Source organism: Dysgonomonas sp. PH5-45, assembly GCF_029893235.1.
Taxonomy (GTDB): Bacteria; Bacteroidota; Bacteroidia; order Bacteroidales; family Dysgonomonadaceae; genus UBA1309.
The window spans coordinates 125,512-148,847 of the sequence record NZ_JARXWE010000002.1; the positions used below are offsets into that span (position 1 = coordinate 125,512).

Genomic DNA, 23,336 nt, shown 5'->3' on the forward strand with positions numbered 1-23,336 from the left:
ATCAAAACGATTCCTTTACTGATATAACCCTCATTGGGCTTACAGCGGGCAATAATCCGGCTTTAAGCACTATACGTTGCCCACGATCGCCGGCCATAAAATGTACTATCCCGGCAGGCAAGGTACCCCGTAGGTCTATCAATACAGCATACATATTCCGGGTTAAAGGGTATTCATTCAAAGCCAAAAATGCCGGAAAAGGTTTATAACTGTTGTCGGCTGTTGCTACATCCCATTTACTTACGGAAACTACACGCACTTTTTCGGTAAATTGATTATAGGTAGTATCGGTAGGACTACTTATCCAGTTTACACCAATAACACCCAACGCATTTGGTGTATTCGAAACTTTATCCAAAACTTCCTGATTCGATTTCTGAGCCATCAGTCCATCATACATTGGTTTGTCTGTGCATATCGAATCGTGTATATATCTTACCGTGCTCGACCGCGGATTGTCGAAGTACACAGCTATTTTATCATATTTAGAGTCGGGGTTGATTTGCTTCCACGAAATAATCTCGCCTGTCATTATTTTCTTCAAAGTAGACATACTCATTAATGAGTCGTTATTTTCTTTATTGATAATAAGAGCAATAGCATCGGTTGCTATTTTTTGCGTGCGAGGCACCAATTTTCTGCTTCTTATCACTTCTTTTTCTTTCTCCGTCAGGTCTCTTGCAGTGATTGCCAAACGGATACTATCTTTCAACAGCATATCAATAGCTGTTATCTCATCAGTATAATGAACTTCTACGGATGCTTCCTCATTCAAAGCCTCAAATATGTAGAGTTCTTCATTTACGATAGGTTCAAAACACTCGTCAGCAACCATCTTGGCAAATCCTTTAGTAAATGTATCTGTCCGTTTTGGTTTACCGCTACCATTATGACAAGCCGATGTTATGAACATCAAAGCCACTAAGTAAAATAAACATTTTTTTCTCATAACTAAAGATAAATATATTAAAACTCTGCTAATTGGGTCTGACAAATAGATGTTATTTTAATGATTTTAACAATACATACCCTCTATATAGACCATACAAAGAGAATGACACCGCTAAAAACACCCTGATAATAAGATACTCGTCTTTTGTAGAAAAGCTATCATGAAAACTATATGGAATCAGGTAGGTTGTAAAAGCAATAACATAAGCCAAGACAATATACACTACCGCCATAAAAGCATTCCATATGTTTCGGAAATTAAATTTCATTTCTCCTTTAATTTTAAAGAAGAGAAGCTAATACAGCTGATTAACCCCTCTTCTTTATTCTTATTCAATTACTTAGATGAATGCGTTCATCCAAATTATTTTTGAAGTTTAAACGTTACAGGAAGCGTATATTCTACAGGTACACTTTGTCCGTTTTGTCTACCGGGAATCCAGGCAGGCATAGCTTTCACTACACGTAGAGCTTCCCTGTCGCACGAAGGGTCGAGCGTTTTAACCACCTTTACATTCGATATAGAACCATCTTTACCCACAACGAAAGTAATAATAACCTTACCCTCAATGTTGTTTTGTGCTGCTATATCGGGATATTTGATGTTATTAGCCAAATACTTCATCAACTCAGCCGGACCTCCTTTAAATGTAGGCATTTGCTCTACAACCTTGAAAGGTTTCTGGACTTCGGTAGGCGTATTGGTGATTTGTTTGTTTTTAAGCAAATCTTCCGGATTAGCCGCACCTTTTTCTTTCGATCCTTCCTCGTTTGTAGTAAACGAAACCTGCAAGTCTTTTTTAGTAGTTAACTCTTCTTGCGTTTTTATTTCATTATCTTCCTTCACTTTACTGTCTTCCACAACAACGGGAGGCGTAAACTGAATAGAAGCCTTTACGGGAGGAGGTGGCGGTGCCAATTCCTGTTGTGGAATAACTTCCTCTTCTTTTTTCTCTTCTTCGGCCTGTACATTGGTCATTTCAAAAGTATCGTCAACACCACCCAAATTTTCTTTGCTTGGTTTTACCGCTTCTATGAAATAAGGTAGTGCAATAACCACTCCAACAAAGCAAAGCATCACAATAAGTGCCACAACATGCCTTTTGGAAGACGTTTTGCGCAGCCTATAAGCTCCGTATTCTTTGTTTTTTCCTTCAAAAACCAAATCACGCCAAGCCTCGGAATTCAAATTAATATCTTTTCCCATAATCTTTTCTTTAGAGTGATTTGTAATTAATTTTTAGGTGCTGGTGCCTGTGTAGACAAAGCTCCTTTTGTTTTCAAATTTTCAACCAAATAGTTATCGGCATCGGCCATGTCTACAACTGCATATCTCGAAACACTACAGATAGCCATTTCGTCCAAAGCATCAACCAGATTCTTGTAAGTAGCTGCATCAGTTGGTTTTATTATCACAATCTGTGCACTCTCATCTTTCTTAATTTCTTCTGATTTTTCTTTAAACACTTCCTCCGATATCTTTTTCTTGGCCCGGTCAATTCTGAGCTGGGTCATTTCCTTAACGATTTTCTCGTTACGCTCGGCCAACATTGTTCTCAAACCATTAGGAGAGTAATCTGTCTCTTTCAAGGAAGTATAATCATCAAATTTTGGTTTTCCGAAATAATAATAAACTTTATTTTCTTCACCCAAAATCAAAGTAATAGACTTCGATTCAGGGGCAAGCGATTGATCTTCTTCCTTTAGTCCTTCGATATTTTTTGTTGGCAAAACAATATCCATGGTTTGAGGCTTACTTAGAGTGGTACAGAACATAAAGAACGTAATCAAGAGCATATTCATGTCTACCATCGGTGTAAAGTCTACACGCAGGCTTATCTTCTTGGGTTTACCTTTCTTTTCTTCTCCGCCACCGGTATTTACTTCTGCCATATTTTATTTTCTGTTTTTTTTGATTAATAAAATTATAAGACTTAGTAACCTTCTGGCATACCTCTAAGTGTTGTCACCAAACTATATCTGTTTTCCTTCAAATCCTGAAGGGTCGAGAACACATTCTTAACTGTCAGATATGGAGTTCCTTGGTCTGCCTTAATAGCTAACTGCAAATTTTCATTTACATTCCTTGCAGCCTTAACCCAAACAGCAAGCTGGTTATTGGCACTTAATATAGTATCTGTTGGTACTCCTGGAGAGTTTTTCAAAATTTCATCCTGCTGTATCATAGTCAAGTCTAAAAATCCTGGTTTTCCATCAGAACCGACTAAACTTTTAATCGGCACACCAATAGATGTCAGGTTATAGAACGAGTCCATTTGTTTTTTGGTGAAATTTAGATTATAATCTTTTCCAATATTCTTCAATACTTCTTCCTTATGTTCCGGATCGTTGAGATTTAGGAATACGCGTCCTTTGGGATCAATTAGGATTGTCATTACGTTCGCTTCCGGAATTTTTGTTTCCGATACCGAAGCAGGAGTTATTACCTGCACCGGTTCTTTGGGAAGGAAAGTGGCTGTAAGCATGAAGAATGTCAGCAGAAGCACAGTAACGTCACTCATCGCCGTCATGTCGATGAATGTACTCTGTTTTTTTACTTTTACTTTAGACATATTCTTCTGTTTTATTTATATAGAGTGGAAAGTTCATAAAATTCCACAACTACAGTTCAATTTTTTATCTGATTAATGCTTTTTTGTATAAGTTTGACCAATAGCAAAGCCTACTTCGTCAACAGCATTCGTCATATCTTGAACTTTTCCAGAGAAATAGCTATAAGAAATAATAGCCAAAGCACCTGTACCGATACCCATAGCCGTATTCATCAAGGCTTCAGAGATACCCACAGCAAGAGCAGTTGAGTCTGGTGCACCTTCTTGACCCATCGCGCTAAACGACTTGATCATACCAAGTACCGTTCCGAAAAGTCCGAAAAGCGTACCCAATGTTGATATTGTTGCGATAACAGGTAGATTTTGTTCCAAATAAGGAAGTTCTAATGTTGTAGCTTCTTCAATCTCTTTTTGGATGATAGCCGCTTTTTCATCATTATTCATTCCTGCATAAGTTTCTACATCTTTGTATCTAACCAAAGCTGCTTTAAGAATGTTAGCTACCGAACCTTTTTGCTCATCGCAAAGTTTTTCAGCACCACTTACATCTCCAGCTTCAAGCTTAGCTTTTGCAGCAGCAACAAATTTACCTACATTACCTTTACCGCTTGCTCTGTTCATTGCGAAAAATCTTTCAACAGAAAGAGTAAGAACCGTAAGTAATAGGGTAATAACGATAGGAATCACCCATCCCCCTTGGTAAAGTGTACCTAACATATTCCCTGCAAGAGGATGTCCTTTATCATCAAAGTTAGTAGACAATCCAAAGACATCAAGAAAATTATCTGATCCGGCACCAGCTACTCCATAAAAAAACATGTGAGCAACAATACCACATAGTATAACTACAAGGAAAGCTGAAACCCCTTTTGATCTTGGTTTTTGACTTGTTTGTTGTTTTTTAGTCTCCATAATAATTTAAAATCTTAATTTTTGTTTTTTAATAATTTAATTTAATATATTTATTCTTGTCTCTAATTTATTCAGATAAAAGATCAAATTCATAAAAACAATAAAACTCTTCCCTGCCAATCTTTCTATTCTTAAAGACTTGACAGAAATCGTGTATAAAAGAACGAGGAATCTTTATATATATTTTATTGTATAGGGTTGTATTTCTCAATTTTTTCCTCAATGTAATATCTTGCTCAAGACAGTTTTTAAACTTTCCATCCTACAAATTTAAAAACTTATTATTAAGTATAAATTCCTTGAAAGCAAAAAAACAATAATTTTTGTGATTAAATACCGTTTTTGCGTTACGAATGTGCTGTACAACACGTTTCATTTCAAACATAACGCTTCGTTTAATGCCAATACCGCATCTTTATAATATTCGCGCTTTATCACAAACTGCATATTAACCTGCCTTAACGACTGCCCAAAACATTCTATATTTATATCTTTTTTGTACAATACCTTTGTTGCCCTGTATAAGAACCCTGGCATAGCTATATTTGTACCCATCACACAGACCATAGCAACCCGTTCGGTAACCACTTTATAAAAGTTTTCTTCTAATTCCGCTATCAACTCGCGCGATTTATAATTATCCCACACAACGACAGTGATAGAATTGGCATTTGTCGATTTTAAGATATAGCTTACTCCCACCTTTGCAAATACCTGCATGATGCGCAGGTCAAAGCCAACCTCGCCTACCATCATGGGGTCGTGTATCTCTATGGCGATAACCCTATTGGTACCCGAAACAATTTCGACCTTAGGTTCGGGCGAGATATACTCCCGTGTAATCAGTGTACCGGGATGCTCAGGCTCGAAAGTATTTTTTATACGGATATTTATTCCCGACAATTCTAATGGCTTGGCTGCTTTAGGATGGATTGCTTCCATACCTATATCGGCCAACTGGTCGGCTATTATGAAGTTGGTATACCCTACGGGCACAACCTTGTCTACACCCACAATATTAGGGTCGGCGCTCGACAAATGGTATTCTTTATGTATCACCGCTTCAACCGCTTTTACCTGTACAGCTATTTTACTGAAAGTAACTTCGGTATACCCCCTGTCGAAAGCCCGCATAATACCTTCCGTTCCTTTCGTATATCCGGTAGCTACACAAAGTACTTTGTCGAAGTCGATGCCGGTAAAAGCTTTTCTGATACGCTCATCTATGGTTAGCGGTACAGAATCGTTAAATCCGCATAAATCTATAAAACGAGCCGATATATTATTATTGTTCAAAATATTTACCATATTCCATGCCGAATGGGCTTCGCCAACCGATGCCAGAATTTCGCGCGCTGCCAAACAAATATCTTCGTGATTAACATAGCCCGATGCCATAACTTTACTCAAGCTATGCAACATGGTTTTGGCTTGTTCTATACGGTATTCTATAAACTCACGGGCTTCGCTCAGGTTTAAACCTATTTCCTCAAAACCTTTATTGATGAGAAGTAAACGCTGGCAAAGACTATCGAGGGCGATGCTATAATCGTCGTTCTCCAAAAATTTAATGTAAACACCCGGCTCGCCTGTCTTTTTATGTTCAAGCAACCAATTTGTTACATTATTATATGCCGAAACCACGAAAATGCGGTTATACAATTCTTCAGGTTTTCGGTTGCCGATAATAATATTTGATAGTACATCTCCGAATTTACTCATAGAGGTACCACCTATTTTTTCGACCGTAAGCATCTTTTTATCCAAACGCTAAAGTATTTATTGTTTTTATTTCATCATTCTTTTCGATAGCAAAAATAACAATAAAAAATCTTTGTATATCATTTATCAAATATAAAATGGAAGGAAAGAACGGAAATAAAATACAAAAAGCTATTCCGGTTTTTCAGAATAGCTTTTGGCATAAGGTTATTATTTACTACTTATTTCTAAATAGCCGTCCATCCTCCATCTACAAATATGGGTTGCCCTGTTATATAACTCGACCCATCGGCTGCAAGGAATATCAAGGCTGTATCCAATTCTTGGGGTTTGCCGGTACGTTCCAAACAGCAAGTGTTTTTCACAAATTCGGAAAACTCGTTTGTTTCGATAAACGCATCTGTCATTTCCGAGTCAAAAAATCCGGGACACAGGCTGTTCACCGTAATCTTGTGTTTTGCCCATTCGGCAGCAAGCCCCCTCGAAAGATTTATGACAGCCCCTTTCGAGGCGTGATAGCTCAAACAAGGCGTAAATTTATTCCCTACCTGCCCATACATCGAAGCAACGTTAATGATACGTCCGTATTGATTCTTTATCATATCCTTACCTGCCTCACGGGCAAAGTAGAATACACCGTTCAGGTTCACATCCACAACACTCCGGAAATCCTTGCCCGGCACGTTCTCGGTCTCTCCGCCGATTGCTATACCTGCATTATTTACCAGAATATCTATTTTCCCGAAATGCGCTACTATTTTCTTCACAGCCGCAACAACCTCTTCTTCGTTTGTTGCATCACACTTCACAGGAAGACATTTCACACCCAGAGCCTCTATCGTTTTGGCATGTTCTTCCAAACGATCGAGCCTTCTGGCCACAATCGCGATATCAGCACCCTGTTTTGCCAAAACCTCGGCAAACCTTTTTCCTAAGCCCGAAGAAGCTCCCGTTACGACAGCCACTCTTCCTTTCAAACTAAATAAAGACATAATCTACAAATGTTTTAAAGTTTCCGATCACTAAATTTAAGCATTATTTTTCATATATAGCAGATTTTTAGTCATTTATTTCGCTTGGGGCTAAAAACCACAAAAAGAGGCCACTTTCGCAAGCAGCCTCTCTTCGTCACAAAAGATTCGATTTGTAATCTCTAAAATTAATGTTTATGTGAGAGGTATTCCGAAATACCTTCCTGTGTGGCTTTCAAGCCCTCTTTTCCTTTTTCCCAGTTAGCAGGACAAACCTCCCCGTTAACTTCCGTAAACTGAAGGGCATCTATCAAGCGGAGAACCTCGTTAACATTACGTCCCAAGGGCATATCGTTAACCACCTGGTGGCGCACTATTCCGTCTTTGTCTATCAAAAACAATCCCCGGTATGCCTGTGGTAAGCCAACAAATACTTCTTCTCCGTCTTCGTTGTAATCAAAATCGCCTGCCAAAACATCATAACTTCTGGAAATCATTAAAGTCTGGTCGGCAATGATTGGATACATTACCCCTTTAATTCCACCTTCGTTTTGTGAAGTCTGCAACCACTTCCAGTGCGAAAACATAGAGTCGGTAGACGCCCCAACAACAGCAACACCTCGTTTTTCAAATTCGCTTAATTGCTCCTGAAAAGCAATCAGCTCCGTTGGACACACAAAAGTGAAGTCGGCTGGATAGAAAAAGAGAACCACATACTTCTTCCCTATATACTGAGACAATGAAAAACCTTCTATCATCTCATTGCCGTTTACCACTGCGTTTGCCGTGAAATTCGGCGCCTTTTTTCCTACTAATACTGACATAATCTTATATTTTAAAAGTTTTAACTCGTAGTGCATTTAGAAAACAAAAGATAATTATCTGAAAAACAACATAATCATTTTTGTCATCCTGAGTGTAACGAAGGATCTTGAATAAATAACACAGAGATTCTTCACTTTGTTCAGGAACAACATTCGAGGAGCGTCGACAACTTAATGACAAATACTATAAAATATTTATAATAAGTTATTTGATACAAACTCTCTAAATGAACTATGGGTAAGTTTTACTGTTTTCTTACTACAAAGATAAGGCTATAAACCAAAGCAGCACAATAAACACAATAGATATTTATTATACAATAATAGACAAAAACTATAATAACTAATAAAGGATGGATTTATTTAGAACAGCGTATCAGCACTTTCTTTTCATCGGCCATGGTGGTAGCAAACAGGTAATTACTACCTCCGTCTTTGAGATGAATTTTTTTTCGGATATCTTCCACTTTCATAGGGAAATTCCGTACCGATATATTTGCAAAAGTTATATCCGAAAGATTAGCCTTGATATCTTTTTTGTTTAAAGAAAAAGAAGCTTCTATCGTGAAAACCCTACCGGGAAATTCTTCGCATAAACTATCGGAAGTGTATAAATGGCTATTTGGGTGCAATTTTTTCAGACCGAAACGCTGGCCAATAATCTTATAAACCCCCGCTTTCAGCAGGGAAGCATTGGGCTCGTACAGATAACGCTTCAGTGAAGAGGTGTACTGGCATACAGCTTGTGCTTCATCTCTTTTAGAGAAAACGAGGCGAGAGGTATTTTCTCCATTTATATTTACACAAAAGATATTAGCCTCACCCTGCCAAGCTTTCTTCTTGAAAAACAGCAATTCTTTGCATTCGTTTCTGTACGAAACAATATGTACCTCAGCAATATTTTGAAGGGAATCGAGCGTTTTAGTCACATCGAGCATTGGCGACAACTTAATGAGTATATTATCGGCCTTCTGTTCCAGCAACGATTCTATCTCTAATACATTGGGCGAACAATCTTCGAGCAAAACAACCTTACGACCAGCCTCATTGCGGCGGGCAGGGTCGAGGTATATCATATCATAACAGCAAGCCGATCGCAAAAATTCCACACCATCGGCTTGTACAACTTCTGTATTGTTCAAACCTAATGTTGTAAAATTCTTTTTTGCAATACCTACCAATGAGGGTTGCTCTTCCACATAAACGGCATGCTTGAACTTTGACGACATAAAAGAAAAATCAACACCCAATCCGCCTGTCATATCGAGTAACGATTCGCCACCACACAAAGCGGCTTTATACGCTGCCGTAGCTTCCGACGAACACTGTTCCAACGACAAATGCTGCGGATAAATAACCTCTCGGTTGGTATACCACGATGGGATTTTCTCTTTTGCTATTTGCCGCCCTTTTATCTGGGTTAAGGCAAACGGCATATCTACATCGGGATAACGTTCCGATTGCAATGCAAGCTCCCTCACATCATCAGATTCGTGCATCGTGATGAATTCCTGCATTATCTTGTTCATAAAAAACTTTATTCTTTTATTTTTATAAAACGCCCTAAACTGCTTCCTATCATTGCTGAATCGGGGACAACGATTTTGACCGAATCCATTTTTATTAATGGTTCTTTTCTGCGGCTGAATATTTCCCGGACAACATCGAAGTCTTTTTTGAACATAATTCCCAACCCTTGTGTTTGTCCCGCGGTTTTGGTGTACCAATGTTTTTCGTTGTAATGGTTGTAGGCTTTCAGACGCCACACGCCGTTTTTATCCAACAGATATTCTATATCCACATCGCCAATAAAAGCACTTTCACGAACATCGTCGCGATAGCCAAAGTTTCCGTTTATAAGCAAACGGTCGTTGAACAAGTGGCTCGAAAGCACCAATTCAACTTCGGTTGTAGAAAAGTTTCCGTCGTTGGTACGCACATTAGCACCGAACTGCCATTTATCGTCTATCTGGCTCAACATTTTGGTCAATTGCGAAGACAATGTTGCCGAAGCTACGGAGGCAAGCTCTGTTGATTGATTTTCGGCCAAAGCATTATTGGGTGTATAGAAACGGGATAGCAACAGCAGGTAAACAATCTGGCGGTTTTTCATGTCTTCCGTACTCATTATGTCCTTTACCTGACGCTGTATCTCGGCATCGGCAGACGGTAAAGCAATATTCAGTTTCACATTCGGTTGTTTCAACGCTCCTGTCAGATTAAGAATACACTGAACCGGCACATTGCTCTGCCCCGAATTTTGTGCTATTGTTTGGTTAAGGTCGTTCAGATTGGCATTCAACCTGTAAATAGCTGTCACATCCAATATCGCATCGAACGGATTTCCGCTGAACTGTACCGTACTACCCGATTCTATGGCAAATATACGCTCAAATATCTTTTGGAATGTAAAGTTATAACTTCCGCTAAAGATGTTATAAATTCCATGTAACCGGGGGTCGGAGTTTGTTCCCCAGAAAAACTGCATTGCTCCGTTTCCTTTTCCGCGCAGTATATCGCCACCAACGGGGTCCATTACCAGTTCCACCACAGCATCGGGAGTTGCGTCTATATAGAAACTCATGTTGATTTCCATACCCGAATCGGTTTTAAACTTCCGAAGGCTTTCGTTTTCTTTGGTAACAATTGTATCCGGATGATGCGCTGCATCTTTATCTCTAAAGGTTATGAAAGAATATTCGTTCACGGTTTCGTCCATAAAGTTCATACGGACTTTTGTTTTTTCGTTGGTACGGATACGCACATCCAGATTCATCTGTTGTTCATCGCCGCTTATACTACCACCGCCCGACGCAAAAACGGTTCCCGAAAACAACGGATTCTGACTTTCGGGGACATTATAGAGCAAAAAGTTTTCGCCAACCAATTCTATCTGGTACAAGAAGTTCGAAAAATAATCGTGCGACACTTTTCCACTGGCCAAGGCCGAATGCCCGTACTGGTCGTGAAACTTAACATCATTGAAGTAAATGAGGTCGTTCTTCATGAAAATAGAGTCGGTAAATGTGTAGGTAGTGTTCAGGAAGTTTATACCCAATGTTCCCTGCTCTACAAAAGCTTTCCCTTCGACAGTCACCCTCGAAAAATTACCGTGTAGCCTCACCTGTCCGCTACCCTTGCCCGACACATTATTGAACAACGAGGAGGTATATTTATTTAAGAAACCTACATTTATCTTATCCGCATCGAAACTTAACGACAGTTCCTGGGTTAACGGGTTTATATATCCATCCACATCGGCCGTTTTATGACTATCATTCCAAATGGATCCTTTCATATTAACCCGCTTGGTGGCTTCGTCTAAGTCGCTGAAAAGTTCTAAATTGCCCAGATGCGCCTGATTAAATTGAAAATCCTTCACCTTCAGGTTCACCCTCGCATAAGGTTTGCCCTCTATACTCGATGCCGAAACTACTCCTGTTGCCAAACCGCCAAACTGCAAGGCATCAATATTGAGCGATGTAAATATGTATTCCAGATTTACATTCTGTAGTGTCAGCAGCAATACGTCCGAAGGGTCGGAAGCCGAATACCTCCCGTCTAATTTCACAGACTGGCTTCTGTCTTTGCTCGACAGAAAAAAGTTATCGACCTTCAGCAAACCATCATTCAGTGTTATGTGCGATTCATTAACAACCCACACCGAGTCGTTGAAAGACATGCCACCCGGATGTACGTTTATATCCGTTCTGAGGGGTGAAGTGTTGCCGTCTCTCGAAAAAGACGTTGTAAGCGACAGTTCGCCTTTCAGCCGTTGCTGGCTATTATTCTCGAACGCTAAGTTTGTTTTTATCTCATTATTCTTTGCCTGTAAGCTGACATCAATGGTATTAACTACATTTTTCTTGCCCAATATCCTTGCTTTCAGATCCGAAACAATTGCTCCGCCACTGTTTTCCACCGAAAAACGTCCCGATTCTATATTCATGCCCGCAGCTATAATACGGGGCATATCTACATTCAGTTTCAGTTTGTCGTCAAAGCCATTGTAGTGCCCGTTTATATCTATCGGTTCGATGACTGTTACAGGCAGCGATAGGATGGAACTCAGATTTTCCGTATTATCTATCGTAAAGTTAAAATTCAGGTTATTGTTCTGCTGGGCTTTATTGCCTGTTACCGGTTTATGGTTTGGGTATAGCGCCGGCAAAAACACATGAAGGGTGTTTTGTATGTTGCGGGCGATAGTAGAAAAAGAGCTTTTCCCCCGTACTTCGCCATTCATAATATCGGATGTTACCGTTATATGCTTATTATCGGCGTTGCCACTCACTTGCAGTAGGAATTGATTTAGTTTGAAGTCTTTTTCATTGCGCTGGAAACGCAAAGAGTCGACCGAAAGTTGACCTTGCCAGTCGTCAGGTTTCAAACCTTGGCTATTAGCCGTGATTGAAGCCGAAAGATAGGAGTTCTCATATTTATCGTACAAGTGAAGTTTATCTAAACGCACATTTTTCAGTTGTGCCTCAAAATCGAACTTGGGAATTTTGGTCGAAAAGTCGAACACACCATCGGCTAATAAAAATCCGTTCTCTCCATCAACCGAAACCATTCCTTCCATCCGTTTTCCATCGAACTTTCCGTTCAAGTTCACATTGCTGTAAGTGTAGTTCCGAAAATCGAATTGCTCTACCAAACCCTCCACCAAACCATTCAGTTGTCCATGCGCAGGTTTATTGATATCGACCGACAGGTGAAACGATAGTTTGTCCATATCGGCTTTTCCGAGGAGTTGCCCCAGCCGAAAGTCGGTTGTCGAAACATCACCCTTGAAGAAGGACGATAAACCATCGTTCGGTTTAAATCCGAAGTTAGCTTTCGCTATAATAGAGCCCAAATCTGTATTCAAAGTGCCGTTTGCATTCAGGTTTTTTGTGTATCCCGCTATTTCTCCGTTAAAAGATATCGTGCCCATATTAGTTATTTCTTGGGGCAGTTCTTTTTTGTTTTTCGAGAAATTATTTGCCAAACCCTCAATGCCGGCTTTGGTTATACTGAATTCCCTTACCGTTCCTTTAATATAAAGCTGCTCCGGCTTCAGTACATCATTCACGTATCCGCTGGCAAGCAGGTGCATTTTTTCGCCATAGTCTAACGCAAGGCTCGACATTTGCAGTTCGCCGATAGAGCCTTCTATTTGCGCACGTAACAGAAGCTTTTCCTTAAAGTTAGCTACTTCAGGAACAAAGGCCGCAACATCGCTCAAGGTTATATACGATGCTCCTATCTGGCAGTCGATTGTTGTTTTCGTCAGCAAATCCACACCTTGCGGGTTTCCCTGCAAGTCGGCTTCGCAACGGTCTAAGCGCAGATGCGAATTAGGTAAATCAATCGAGAAACCTTTTACGGTCAGCTTATCTTCTTTTTTAAGAAAACGCCCAACAAGGTTATTTACTTGTAAACCGCTTTTTTCTTTTAGCGAAAGTTTCTTTACCTGCAAATTCAAAGAGTCGCCCGATATATGTCTCAAAGCCAAGCGGGTATTAAGGTCGGTTACAGACAGATGATTTTCGTCAAAGCGCCCTTGTTTTTCGGGTTGGTCTTTCACGTTGTATGTTAAGCATCCATCGCTTATGGCAACAATACTTATCTTACGGAGTTCGAATAAAGGTTTTGAATCTTTTTCCTCCGACTTAAAAGCGTCAATAACAAATTGCAGATTAAGGGGAGCATCCTTCGTTTCTTTCGAGAGGTTAATCTCGAAATCGGACAAACGGACAGAATTGATAATAATCTCTTTATCAACCAACAACGAAACGATATCCACATTTGCATAGAAACGGTCGGCATCCAACAGCTTGTTGTTACCTTTATCGTAAAGATAAAGCCCTGTCAGTTCAATAGTATTAAACGGCTGAAAATGCAACTCGGCTATACCTAAATCCGTCCCCAGCTTTTTTTTCAGTTCCTCTACAATTTTATCTTTGGCATATTCCTGAACAAACGGAATATTCAATAACCCATAAACCAAAATAAGGAATCCGAAAAAGATTCCTAAAGCCGTAACCGATATATTTTTTATTTTCTTTATAAGGCTTCTTGTATTTTGTACGCAAAGCTAATAAAATCAAGCTATTTTACAGTATTGTAAGCCCTCGCGGACAAGCTTTTTAAAGAAATTTAAATTTCAAGTATAAATGTAGTATTATATAGCCTTCAATTGAACTTTTAGTTCTACGATGGTGTTATTATACAATAGTTTAAAATAATCATTTATAAAATAAATTTAGTTATGGAAGGATTAGGATTTATTTGGACAATCATTGTTGGAATACTGGCAGGTGCAATAGCCGGATTAATAATGAAAGGAAAGGGATTCGGATTTGTTTGGAATCTCATTGTAGGTCTTATCGGTAGTGTTGTTGGAGGTTGGATGTACAATCTGTTAGGATTAAGTTCCAATGGTGGAATATGGGGCAACTTAGTGATGTCGGTTGTTGGAGCAGTAGTACTATTATTTATTGTATCTTTATTTAGGAAGAAAGATAAATAAGCTGTATGTCAACTAATCTTGCTCAAAAACTTCGAGCAACAGCGTTTCACCATCAAAAACAGCATACGAAAAGAAGTTCAGCCAATCGCCCAAAATAACGATACGGCTGCTACGGGCAAGCATCAAATCGAGCATGATGTGCCGATGTCCGAACACAAAATAATTGATATTGGGAGCCAACTGCAAATGCTCTTTGGCAAAAAGCACAAGATGCTCTTTGTCTTCGCCCATATAGGGAGGATTACAGCCTGTTGTTCTGTTATGGTTAGACCACCAGTTGCCGAAAGCTACCGTCCAACGGGGATGGATGGCCGCAAAAGGCACACGGCATATTTTACTGTGGAATATCTTTCGCAACAGCTTAAAAGATTTAGACTCATCGCCCAACCCATCGCCATGAGCCATAAAAAACTTTTGTCCGTTTATATCTGCCACAAGAGGCTCCCGATGCACTATCACCCCACATTCGTTTGCCAGATAGTTGGTGAGCCAGATATCGTGGTTGCCTATAAAAAAATGAATATCAACACCCTTATCGGTCAGTTCGGCTATTTTACCCAAAACACGTACAAAACCACGAGGCACAACGTTACGGTATTCGAACCAGTAGTCGAAAATATCGCCCAACAGGTAGATTGTCTTCGCATCTTTACCCACCATATCGAACCAACGGCATAACTTCCGTTCTATATCATGATTTGGTATATACTCTGCCGGAGATGGTTTTACGTTAGGCAAAGTAGTCCGTTCTTTACCACCGACGTCACACCGTTGTGCGTGCAGTACAGAACCTAAATGAACATCCGACAGAAAATAAGTTTTCGTTCTTTCCACTCAATAATTCCTTACCTCAATAGTTTATAAGAAACCCAATTCAAGTTTAGCCTCTTCGCTCAGCATATCCTTGTTCCATTCGGGCTCGAAAGTCAAGTTTACGATAACGTTTTTCACCTCAGGTATAGACTCTACCCTAAGACGGACATCCTCCAATATAAAATCGGCAGCCGGACAGTTTGGCGCTGTCAGCGTCATGGTTATGGTAACATTACCTTCGTCAACCTCTACATTATATATAAGACCTAAATCGTATATATTGACGGGTATTTCGGGGTCGTATACCGTTTTCAACATCCTTACGATGTTTTCTTCTATGCTTAATAGGTTCTCGCTCATTCTTGTTTATAAAGCTAAATGAATTTCCGGGGGATAAAATTATAAAACCTTTTCGGTTTATCCCCTAAATTGCAGATAATTTTGTTTACACACAGTTACTCTATTACTCCATGAAACGAAATAGACTGGCGGTAATCTTGCGTAATACCCACTGTTGCGTAACCTGTTTTGCTTGCATCGATAGTGATTATCAATCCACTCAAATTAGTATCCTTCAGATCTTTGGGCACGATTACAAATTTACGACTTCCGTCTTTTGGGTTTTCTACCGACTCGCATTCAAAATCAGTACTTACAAAATTTATACCCATATCGTCCGATCCATAAGCATCCCTGTAAGCCTCGCCATAGTACGGCAAGTAAGCCGATACGGTATCGGCAGACAGTTTCAAGGAATAAGTATAGTCGACAGATGCAGCTCCCCCACCTATTGGCGAAACTGTTCTGGGGTGGAACGTAAAATCGGGTTTCGCCAACTTCTCTATCAATGCCTCTTCTGAGGCTTGCGCGTGAACAGACGTTTGCACCGTGCTACATGCTACCAACAAGATTGCAAGCCCAAAACTGATTATCAGAAATAACTTTTTCATAATCTTTAAGTTGTTTTATATACCAATAAAACGAATACTTTTCAGGTTTGGTTCACTCAATACCAAACAATCAGGTTATTCTAAAAAGAAATCACAATTAAAGGCGCTTTGCCTTCAACCGTAAACTGTTTGTAACAACGCTTATGCTGCTGAGTGCCATAGCCAAACCTGCAATCATAGGATTAAGCAAAAAACCGTTTATAGGGTAAAGCAATCCGGCAGCAATAGGTATAGCCAACATATTGTATATGAATGCGAAAAACAGGTTTTGCTTTATCGTGGCAACTGTCTCTTTCGACAACCGCACAGCTGTATGTATCTTCCGCAAATCGCCCGAAACGATTGTAGCCGCGGCCACATCCATCGCCACATCGCTACCCTGCCCCATGGCTATACTAACATCTGCCTGAGCCAGTGCCGCACTGTCGTTTATGCCATCGCCCACCATTGCCACAATCTTATTCTGACTTTGCAACTGTTTCACAAAATTCAATTTATCTTCGGGCAAAGCCTGTGCTACATAATGGTTTACTCCCGCTTGTTGCGCAATGGCTTGTGCCGTAGCCTCGTTATCGCCTGTGAGCATATACACCTCTATACCACTGTTTTGTAAATACTTTACGGCATCGGCCGATGCGGCCTTCAACTTATCGGACAGAGCTATTGCTGCTATAAGTTCCGACTTTGTTCCAAAAAACACAAGAGTATTAGCTGCGGATTCTTGCTTAGCTACCCAATCGTGCGCTTCATCGGTCATTAGCGTTTGAGGAAACATTGATTTACTGCCCACCAGATATTCTTTGCCTTCATAATCAGCTATAATGCCTGCTCCTACTCTGTTTTCGACCGACAAATCAGTATTTATCAACATCGTATCGCCAAAGTAAGAACAAATAGCATCTGCCAATGGATGTGTAGACGATTTTTCTATACTATACAAAATCTGTTTTCTTTCATCGGTTTCTTCCGCAAACCATTTCACGGCAGTTACCCTTGGTTTGCCCTCGGTTAAGGTTCCTGTTTTGTCCAGAAGCACAACATTTACGTTTTTGAGGCGTTCCAAACTTTCAGCATCCTTTATCAAAATACCTTGTTCGGCTCCCCGCCCTATCCCTACCATAATGGCAGTAGGCGTGGCAAGCCCCAAAGCACAAGGACAAGCAATAATAAGTACGGTAACAAAAGCCAAGAAAGCATGCATCAACTCCGATTCACCCCCAAAAACGATCCACAAAACAGCCGAAAGGATGGCTATAAGAATAACCACAGGCACAAAAACTCCGGCAATCTTATCTACCAACTTCTGTACGGGGGCTTTACTGCCCTGTGCCTCTTCCACCATTTTTATTATATGCGACAGTAGGGTTTCACTACCTACTTTTCCGGCTTTGAATCTGAAACTGCCTTTCTGATTTATTGTTCCCGCAAAAACCTTATCGTCTTTTTGTTTAGGCACAAAAACAGGTTCACCGGTAATCATGCTTTCGTCAACATACGACTCACCGTCAACAACAATCCCATCGACAGGTATTTTTTCGCCCGACTTAACAAGAATCGTATCACCAACCATAATCTTATCAATAGAAACCGGAACAGCCAAAAATCCTTTTACCACAGTTGCCGTTTTTGGTTGTAGGCCTATAAGTTTTTTTAAAGAAACAGTAGTTTTCTGCTTAGCACGTTCCTCCAAGTAACGCCCCAACAGGATGAAGGTTACAATCACTGCCGAAGCCTCGAAGTAAAGCTCAGCCGGAAGTCCCCTATCTGTCCAGAAGCGAGGGAAAAGAAGTGTAAACACACTGAACAGGTAAGCCACCCCCGTGCTCATAGCCACAAGGGTATCCATATTCATGGCTCTATGCTTTGCCTGTTTGTAAGCACCCACAAAAAACTGTTTACCACAATAAAACAGAACAGGAGTAGTCAATATCCACATCAGGTAACGTGCCCATGTGCTGTGCATAAGGGGAGTCATAGCAAGAATAATAAGACATGCGGATAGAATAGAAGCTATCAGGGTTTTCTTCTTCAAATCCTTAAGGTATCGCTTATCGGATTCCTCTATCCGGTCTTTTACGTTTTCATCTTCGGTTACTATCAGCTCATACCCACCCGACCGTACGGCATGCTGGAGTTGAGTCAAAGAAACTTCTGCCGGATTATACTCCACAAGAGCCGATTTTCCGGCAAAATTCACGTCTGCCCCTACCACACCTTTTTGGCTGCGAAGTATTTTCTGCACGTTTGCCGCACATCCCGCGCACGACATCCCCTGTACAGGAAAGGTTCGTTTTGTTATATCTTTTGTTGCCATATCATATCATGTTTTTAGTATATAACAAAGTTCGCCCCAAAAATACATTTGTGCGTTACATAATTCGGGATAAGATTTATATAATATTGGGATAAACTCAGGAAAGCTTGTCTATAAAACGGCGGTTTTCCTTATTTTGGTTTTTAAATTGCGTGGGAGTAAGTCCTGTTATCCGTTTAAACTGAGCCGACAGGTGCGCCACACTACTATAACCCAATCGGAAAGCAATTTCACCGAGCGTAAGCTCATTATAACTCAACAGTTCTTTTGCCTTTTCTATCTTTTGGAGGATGGTAAATTGCTCTATCGTGATTCCGGTTGTTGCGGAAAACAGCTTGCTCAGAGATGAATAATCCCTATGAAGCCTGCTTGCCAATAAATCTGAGATTGTTTGATGTTGGTCTTGTTTGTAGTGAATTTGCTCTATGATGATAAGCTTTATCTGTTCTATAAGTTTTTTGTTTTCATCATCGAGCAACTCAAAGCCCAAAGCCTCTAAATCGGCTTTCACCAATACAATTGCTGCATCATCAACAGCTTCGCTCGTAATAACCTCCCCAAGCTGAATATGCGCTAACTCAATATTGTAGTTTTCGAAAACGCTCTTCACAGCAAGAATACAACGAGGACAAACCATATTTTTGATATAGAACTTCATCATTCTTTTTTTAGCAAGATGGTTTTTATTTCTTCGTCGTCGAGCAATTTCACGTTGGTCAGCAAAAATTTTGTATCGAAGTGGCAACCCAGTTCGTTGCACTCTTTTATGGCTTCTTCAACAGCAACTCTGGGGTCGTGATTTAAGCCGCAAAACAAAAACATTTTCAGATAAGATGGCTTAAAATCTATCGACTCTATTTCAATCTCATTTTTTTCGAACGAAAATTGCAATTCACGCTTCAGTGTATCTTTCTGAAAACAGGAAAGTTCCGTGCGGTCATCTGTGGTAATTATCAGAAAATAGCGCAGTTTACCCTCCTTGCCACCTAAACCCGTGGATACGAAGAATTGTCTTTCGCCCGACAAATCGGAGTCCAGCAAAATGCGGCTTTCCATCAAAGCCAACGTAGACCAGTTTGCCAGTTCCGGTTCAAGCGGACTGCTATGGTAAGTTTCTATTGCCCTATATACTGCCACATCGGGCATGGCAGCCAACAATGCAAGATAAAAACGCTTGCTCTCCACACCCAACTCCGGGGTAAAAAGCCTTGCTATCAGGTATTCTTTCGTGAAATGCGAATCTACGGTTTCGGTACGTACATTTTTTACATAATCGAAATACCTCATTTGTTCCTCGATGGGGATAATCTCTCTGAGCATATGTAGGTTCGATTTCATCTCGCCCGACGAATCCCGCAATTTATCCAGCATTTCATTAAAGTTATCCATAACAATATATTTTCTCTATATTGAAAACAACAAATGCAGGTTTATTGTTCTGCCAAGGCCTCCAAAGCTTTCCACAAATTATCGTCCGGAACGGGAGCCGCAACTTCTATCAGTATTTTAGATACAGGATGAACGAAACTTATCTTCCGCGCATGCAGGCTTATGCCCCCATCCGGGTTTGAGCGCTCGGCTCCGTATTTCAAATCCCCTTTTATGGGGCAACCTATTTTTGCCAATTGGCAACGTATCTGATGATGGCGACCGGTTTCGAGATCTATTTCCAGAAGATTATATTTGTCCGAACGGGTCAGCAACCGATAATGCAGCACCGCTTTCTTAGAGTTTGGCTTCTCGGCATCGTATGCGTACGACTTATTCTGCTTTTCGTTGCGCGCCAAGTAATGAACCAATGTGCCTTCGGTTTTTTCCGGCAGATTTTTAACCACAGCCCAATATGTTTTTGTTACCTCTTTGTTTTTAAACATATCGTTCAGCCGTGGCAGAGCCTTGCTTGTTTTAGCAAAAACCACTATTCCGCTGGTAGGCCTGTCAAGGCGATGTACTACTCCGCAAAACACATTCCCCGGTTTGTTGTACTTGGCTTTGAGCCACTCTTTCACGGTTTCGGACAGAGGTTTATCGCCCGTTTTATCGCCTTGCACAATTTCACGGCAAGTTTTGTTGACGATAATTATATGATTGTCTTCGTACAGAACTGTCATCTGAAAAAGAAAAATTTAAAGGTTCACAGAGAGGTAATTATAATCGTCAACGATTTTCTTCAGAAAGGCATAGTTAGAGCCTTGATATTCGTAGCCCGTTACCGATTTTACTTTGCTGGTCAGTTGCTCAATCATATGCTGATTGGCCAGAAAATTAGGATTGTTCATTGCCGAACGGATTATACGGATATCCTTGTCGTCAAGTTTGTCCATCACATCGGGATAGGCCACCGTGTAATTTTCGTGAAACTCCAGGTCGGGCAACGAAAGTATCTGATCACGCTGCGTAGCTTTCAGGTTCACAACGGTTGTTCCGGCCAAATAATCGCCCAGCCGTTGCGAGTTTTTGGTACTGAGAATCATTATAAAAGCCAGCAGGTTGTATGTTATCGCAAAATCGACCAACCTGAAAAGCCATCTCACTAAGAAACTGCTTAACGAAGGTTTTGTACCGTCAACGTTCACAACCCGTATACTCATAATTTTTTTACCGGGAGTTTGCCCGTTCCATAAAATCTCGAACAACAGGTCGTAAAACACAAGCGGAACAATCATCAAAAACAGTATAACAAAACCGGCACTTGCGCCCAAATCGGCCCCTACCGAATATATCAGTACCGCAAAGACACCAAAATACCAAACCAAGAGTATAACCCAGTCGAGCAGATATGCCGCTATACGGAGCCCAACGCCGGCAGGCTCTTGCTCTAAAACAACATTCTGTGTAGTTTCTATTTGTATTGCCATTCCTGTTTACCTTCTTTTTTTTGACGTTTCAAAATTAGAAATATTTATGTTATTAGCCTAACTAAACCAGCCAAAATACTATATTTGCATCTTGTTACGTTAACACAAAGTATGAGAGAAGCTCTGTTCATCAAACAAAACAAAGACAAATGGCAGAAAATTGACGAAGCGGCAACGCTCCGCAATATTTCGGCCAAAGAATTGGCCGATAACTACATCGAACTGACAGACGACCTCTCGTATGCCCGCACCTTTTATCCGAAATCGAATACCGAGCGATACCTTAACCAACTGGCAAACAAATATTTTACACAAATATATTCTCATAAAAAGAAAGAAAAAGGCCGCTTCAAACGCTTTTGGGTAACGGATCTGCCGCTTATCATGTATCAGTATCGGAAAATGATGCTTCTCTCGTTTATCATATTTGCGGTGAGCATGTTTCTGGGTGCTTTTTCGATGAGTGTAGACAGTTCGTTTGCCGAGGCGGTTATGGGCAAGGATTACGTAAACATGACGCAGCACAATATCAACAAGAACGACCCGATGGCAGTTTATAAGGATGCCGACTCGGGGCTTATGTTCGGATATATTACTACCAACAACATAAAAGTGGCATTCATGGCTTTCATCTTCGGGATATTTTTCTCGGTAGGTTCGGCTTATATTATGTTCAGTAATGGTGTTATGCTGGGTACTTTCATGTATTTTTTCTATCAGAAAGGGCTTCTTGGCGTTGCCTTGCCAGCCGTATGGCTGCACGGAACGCTCGAAATATCGGCTATCATCATTGCCGGAGGAGCAGGCATGGTTTTAGGTAACAGTTTTCTGTTTCCGGGCACATACTCGCGAGCCGTATCCATGAAGAAGGGAGCTTTAGACAGCGTTAAGATTGTTGTGGGGCTGGTTCCTGTTTTTGTGGTTGCCGGATTCATAGAAAGCTATCTGACCCGTCTCACAGAGATGCCCCTTGCTTTCAACCTTACCATTATCGGGCTATCGGCTCTGTTCATAATACTATATTTTATATATTACCCATACAAATTAAACAAAAGGATAAATGCAACAACAAACTGATTTTGTTTTTTATAAACAAAGGGATTTTTCAGAAAAACTTTCGGCAACGATGGATTTTATTAAAATTCATTGGAGGCCTCTTATCATAAACCTGCTTTATTTACTGCCTGCCTTGCTCATTGCTTCCTATTTAGGAGTAAATCAGATTTCGCACGCTTTATCAGACCCTTATTCTTTCGATGGATATTCGAACATGATGATTGGAGGCGTATTTATAGCAAACATCATTTATTACATTACATATTTTGTTGCCATACTGTTTACCGTATCGTACATTGCCGAATGCACCTTTGCTTCGGATGGGCGCACCATCAATACCAAAGACGTTTGGCGGCGGGTAGGCTCTTCTTTTTTCAGAACGTTAGGGGCAGGTTTTTTGGCAGGAATTGCTACCGTTTTGGGGGCAATGCTCTGTATTATTCCCGGAGTGTTTGTAGGCGTATGCTTTTCTTTATATGCGTATTACTGCATTATAGACGAAGAATCGGCCGTGAGCAGTCTTACTTCGTCGTACGACGTTGTTAAAAGCCAATGGTTCCCAACTTTCGGTTATATGATTGTTTTGGGTATCATAGGCTATATGGTGAATATGATATTCAGCATTCCTGCCGGACTCACAACATTTGGTCTTTTTTTGGGGGGTGCTGATATGTATATTTCAGTTTTTTCTAACCCAATATTCATAACCATCACCAACTTTATTTCGTATTCGGGAATGATTGTTGTAGTTCCTTTCATCCAGATAGCTATGTCGTTCCAGTACTTCAACCTAAAAGAAATAGAAACCGGAACAGGCATAGAGCGCGAAATAGAGATGATTGGTAAACGAAACGAAAACGACTATAAATCTTACTAAA

21 protein-coding genes are annotated in these 23,336 nt (G+C 40.4%); 3 read left to right on the forward strand and 18 right to left on the reverse strand.

Annotated elements, in window-relative coordinates:
* Window position 1 precedes the first annotated feature (1 nt).
* From M2132_RS01545 to M2132_RS01590, 10 genes are all read right to left on the reverse strand, one after another.
* Window positions 2-949, reverse strand: coding sequence for a PstS family phosphate ABC transporter substrate-binding protein (locus M2132_RS01545; RefSeq protein ID WP_280670625.1), 948 nt, complete (start codon window positions 947-949; stop codon window positions 2-4).
* A 366-nt stretch (window positions 950-1,315) separates the two neighbouring features.
* Window positions 1,316-2,158 carry an energy transducer TonB gene (locus M2132_RS01550; RefSeq protein WP_280670627.1) on the reverse strand — a complete coding sequence of 281 codons (843 nt, stop codon included), beginning with the start codon at window positions 2,156-2,158 and terminating at the stop codon, window positions 1,316-1,318.
* A gap of 26 nt (window positions 2,159-2,184) precedes the next feature.
* Window positions 2,185-2,844 (reverse strand): biopolymer transporter ExbD, encoded by a 660-nt coding sequence (locus M2132_RS01555; protein WP_280670629.1) that lies wholly within the window; start codon window positions 2,842-2,844, stop codon window positions 2,185-2,187.
* Window positions 2,845-2,885: 41 nt separating this feature from the next.
* Window positions 2,886-3,524 (reverse strand): biopolymer transporter ExbD, encoded by a 639-nt coding sequence (locus M2132_RS01560; protein WP_280670631.1) that lies wholly within the window; start codon window positions 3,522-3,524, stop codon window positions 2,886-2,888.
* Window positions 3,525-3,596: 72 nt separating this feature from the next.
* Window positions 3,597-4,436, reverse strand: coding sequence for a MotA/TolQ/ExbB proton channel family protein (locus tag M2132_RS01565; protein ID WP_280670633.1), 840 nt, complete (start codon window positions 4,434-4,436; stop codon window positions 3,597-3,599).
* Window positions 4,437-4,808: 372 nt separating this feature from the next.
* Window positions 4,809-6,203, reverse strand: a complete 1,395-nt coding sequence (locus tag M2132_RS01570) for an aspartate kinase (protein ID WP_280698180.1) — start codon at window positions 6,201-6,203, stop codon at window positions 4,809-4,811.
* A 182-nt stretch (window positions 6,204-6,385) separates the two neighbouring features.
* The gene (locus tag M2132_RS01575; protein ID WP_280670635.1) at window positions 6,386-7,150 is read right to left on the reverse strand and encodes an SDR family NAD(P)-dependent oxidoreductase; all 765 of its coding nucleotides are present in this window, start codon (window positions 7,148-7,150) and stop codon (window positions 6,386-6,388) included.
* Window positions 7,151-7,317: 167 nt separating this feature from the next.
* Complete coding sequence (locus M2132_RS01580) at window positions 7,318-7,953, reverse strand: peroxiredoxin (RefSeq protein WP_280670637.1); 636 nt, start codon at window positions 7,951-7,953, stop codon at window positions 7,318-7,320.
* Window positions 7,954-8,312: 359 nt separating this feature from the next.
* Entirely contained in the window at window positions 8,313-9,482 is a 1,170-nt protein-coding gene (locus M2132_RS01585) for a class I SAM-dependent methyltransferase (RefSeq protein WP_280670639.1), read from the reverse strand.
* Window positions 9,483-9,490: 8 nt separating this feature from the next.
* Window positions 9,491-13,945 (reverse strand): translocation/assembly module TamB, encoded by a 4,455-nt coding sequence (locus tag M2132_RS01590; protein WP_280670641.1) that lies wholly within the window; start codon window positions 13,943-13,945, stop codon window positions 9,491-9,493.
* A 261-nt stretch (window positions 13,946-14,206) separates the two neighbouring features.
* Here M2132_RS01590 and M2132_RS01595 point away from each other — a divergent pair, with 261 nt between their 5' ends.
* Window positions 14,207-14,467 (forward strand): GlsB/YeaQ/YmgE family stress response membrane protein, encoded by a 261-nt coding sequence (locus tag M2132_RS01595; RefSeq protein ID WP_280670643.1) that lies wholly within the window; start codon window positions 14,207-14,209, stop codon window positions 14,465-14,467.
* A 12-nt stretch (window positions 14,468-14,479) separates the two neighbouring features.
* Here the strand turns inward: M2132_RS01595 and M2132_RS01600 are convergent, their stop codons facing one another.
* The 8 genes from M2132_RS01600 to M2132_RS01635 all read right to left on the reverse strand — a co-directional run bounded on the left by M2132_RS01600 (window position 14,480) and on the right by M2132_RS01635 (window position 21,402).
* Entirely contained in the window at window positions 14,480-15,301 is an 822-nt protein-coding gene (locus M2132_RS01600; protein WP_280670645.1) for a UDP-2,3-diacylglucosamine diphosphatase, read from the reverse strand.
* 24 nt (window positions 15,302-15,325) lie between these two features.
* Complete coding sequence (locus M2132_RS01605) at window positions 15,326-15,640, reverse strand: metal-sulfur cluster assembly factor (RefSeq protein ID WP_280670647.1); 315 nt, start codon at window positions 15,638-15,640, stop codon at window positions 15,326-15,328.
* 95 nt (window positions 15,641-15,735) lie between these two features.
* The gene (locus M2132_RS01610; RefSeq protein WP_280670649.1) at window positions 15,736-16,230 is read right to left on the reverse strand and encodes a DUF4251 domain-containing protein; all 495 of its coding nucleotides are present in this window, start codon (window positions 16,228-16,230) and stop codon (window positions 15,736-15,738) included.
* 97 nt (window positions 16,231-16,327) lie between these two features.
* Window positions 16,328-18,544, reverse strand: a complete 2,217-nt coding sequence (locus M2132_RS01615) for a cation-translocating P-type ATPase (RefSeq protein WP_280670651.1) — start codon at window positions 18,542-18,544, stop codon at window positions 16,328-16,330.
* A 97-nt stretch (window positions 18,545-18,641) separates the two neighbouring features.
* Window positions 18,642-19,205, reverse strand: coding sequence for an AraC family transcriptional regulator (locus M2132_RS01620; RefSeq protein WP_280670653.1), 564 nt, complete (start codon window positions 19,203-19,205; stop codon window positions 18,642-18,644).
* Entirely contained in the window at window positions 19,202-19,933 is a 732-nt protein-coding gene (locus tag M2132_RS01625; RefSeq protein ID WP_280670655.1) for a hypothetical protein, read from the reverse strand. The genes M2132_RS01620 and M2132_RS01625 overlap by 4 nt, the downstream gene beginning before the upstream one ends.
* A gap of 41 nt (window positions 19,934-19,974) precedes the next feature.
* The gene (locus tag M2132_RS01630; protein WP_280670657.1) at window positions 19,975-20,655 is read right to left on the reverse strand and encodes an RluA family pseudouridine synthase; all 681 of its coding nucleotides are present in this window, start codon (window positions 20,653-20,655) and stop codon (window positions 19,975-19,977) included.
* Window positions 20,656-20,670: 15 nt separating this feature from the next.
* The gene (locus M2132_RS01635; protein ID WP_280670659.1) at window positions 20,671-21,402 is read right to left on the reverse strand and encodes an RDD family protein; all 732 of its coding nucleotides are present in this window, start codon (window positions 21,400-21,402) and stop codon (window positions 20,671-20,673) included.
* A gap of 111 nt (window positions 21,403-21,513) precedes the next feature.
* Between M2132_RS01635 and M2132_RS01640 the strand changes: the two genes are divergently transcribed.
* Both M2132_RS01640 and M2132_RS01645 read left to right on the forward strand, forming a co-directional pair.
* Window positions 21,514-22,479: a stage II sporulation protein M gene (locus M2132_RS01640; RefSeq protein ID WP_280670661.1), complete on the forward strand. Its 966-nt coding sequence runs from the start codon at window positions 21,514-21,516 to the stop codon at window positions 22,477-22,479.
* A 49-nt stretch (window positions 22,480-22,528) separates the two neighbouring features.
* The gene (locus M2132_RS01645) at window positions 22,529-23,335 is read left to right on the forward strand and encodes a hypothetical protein (RefSeq protein ID WP_280670664.1); all 807 of its coding nucleotides are present in this window, start codon (window positions 22,529-22,531) and stop codon (window positions 23,333-23,335) included.
* Window position 23,336 lies beyond the last annotated feature (1 nt).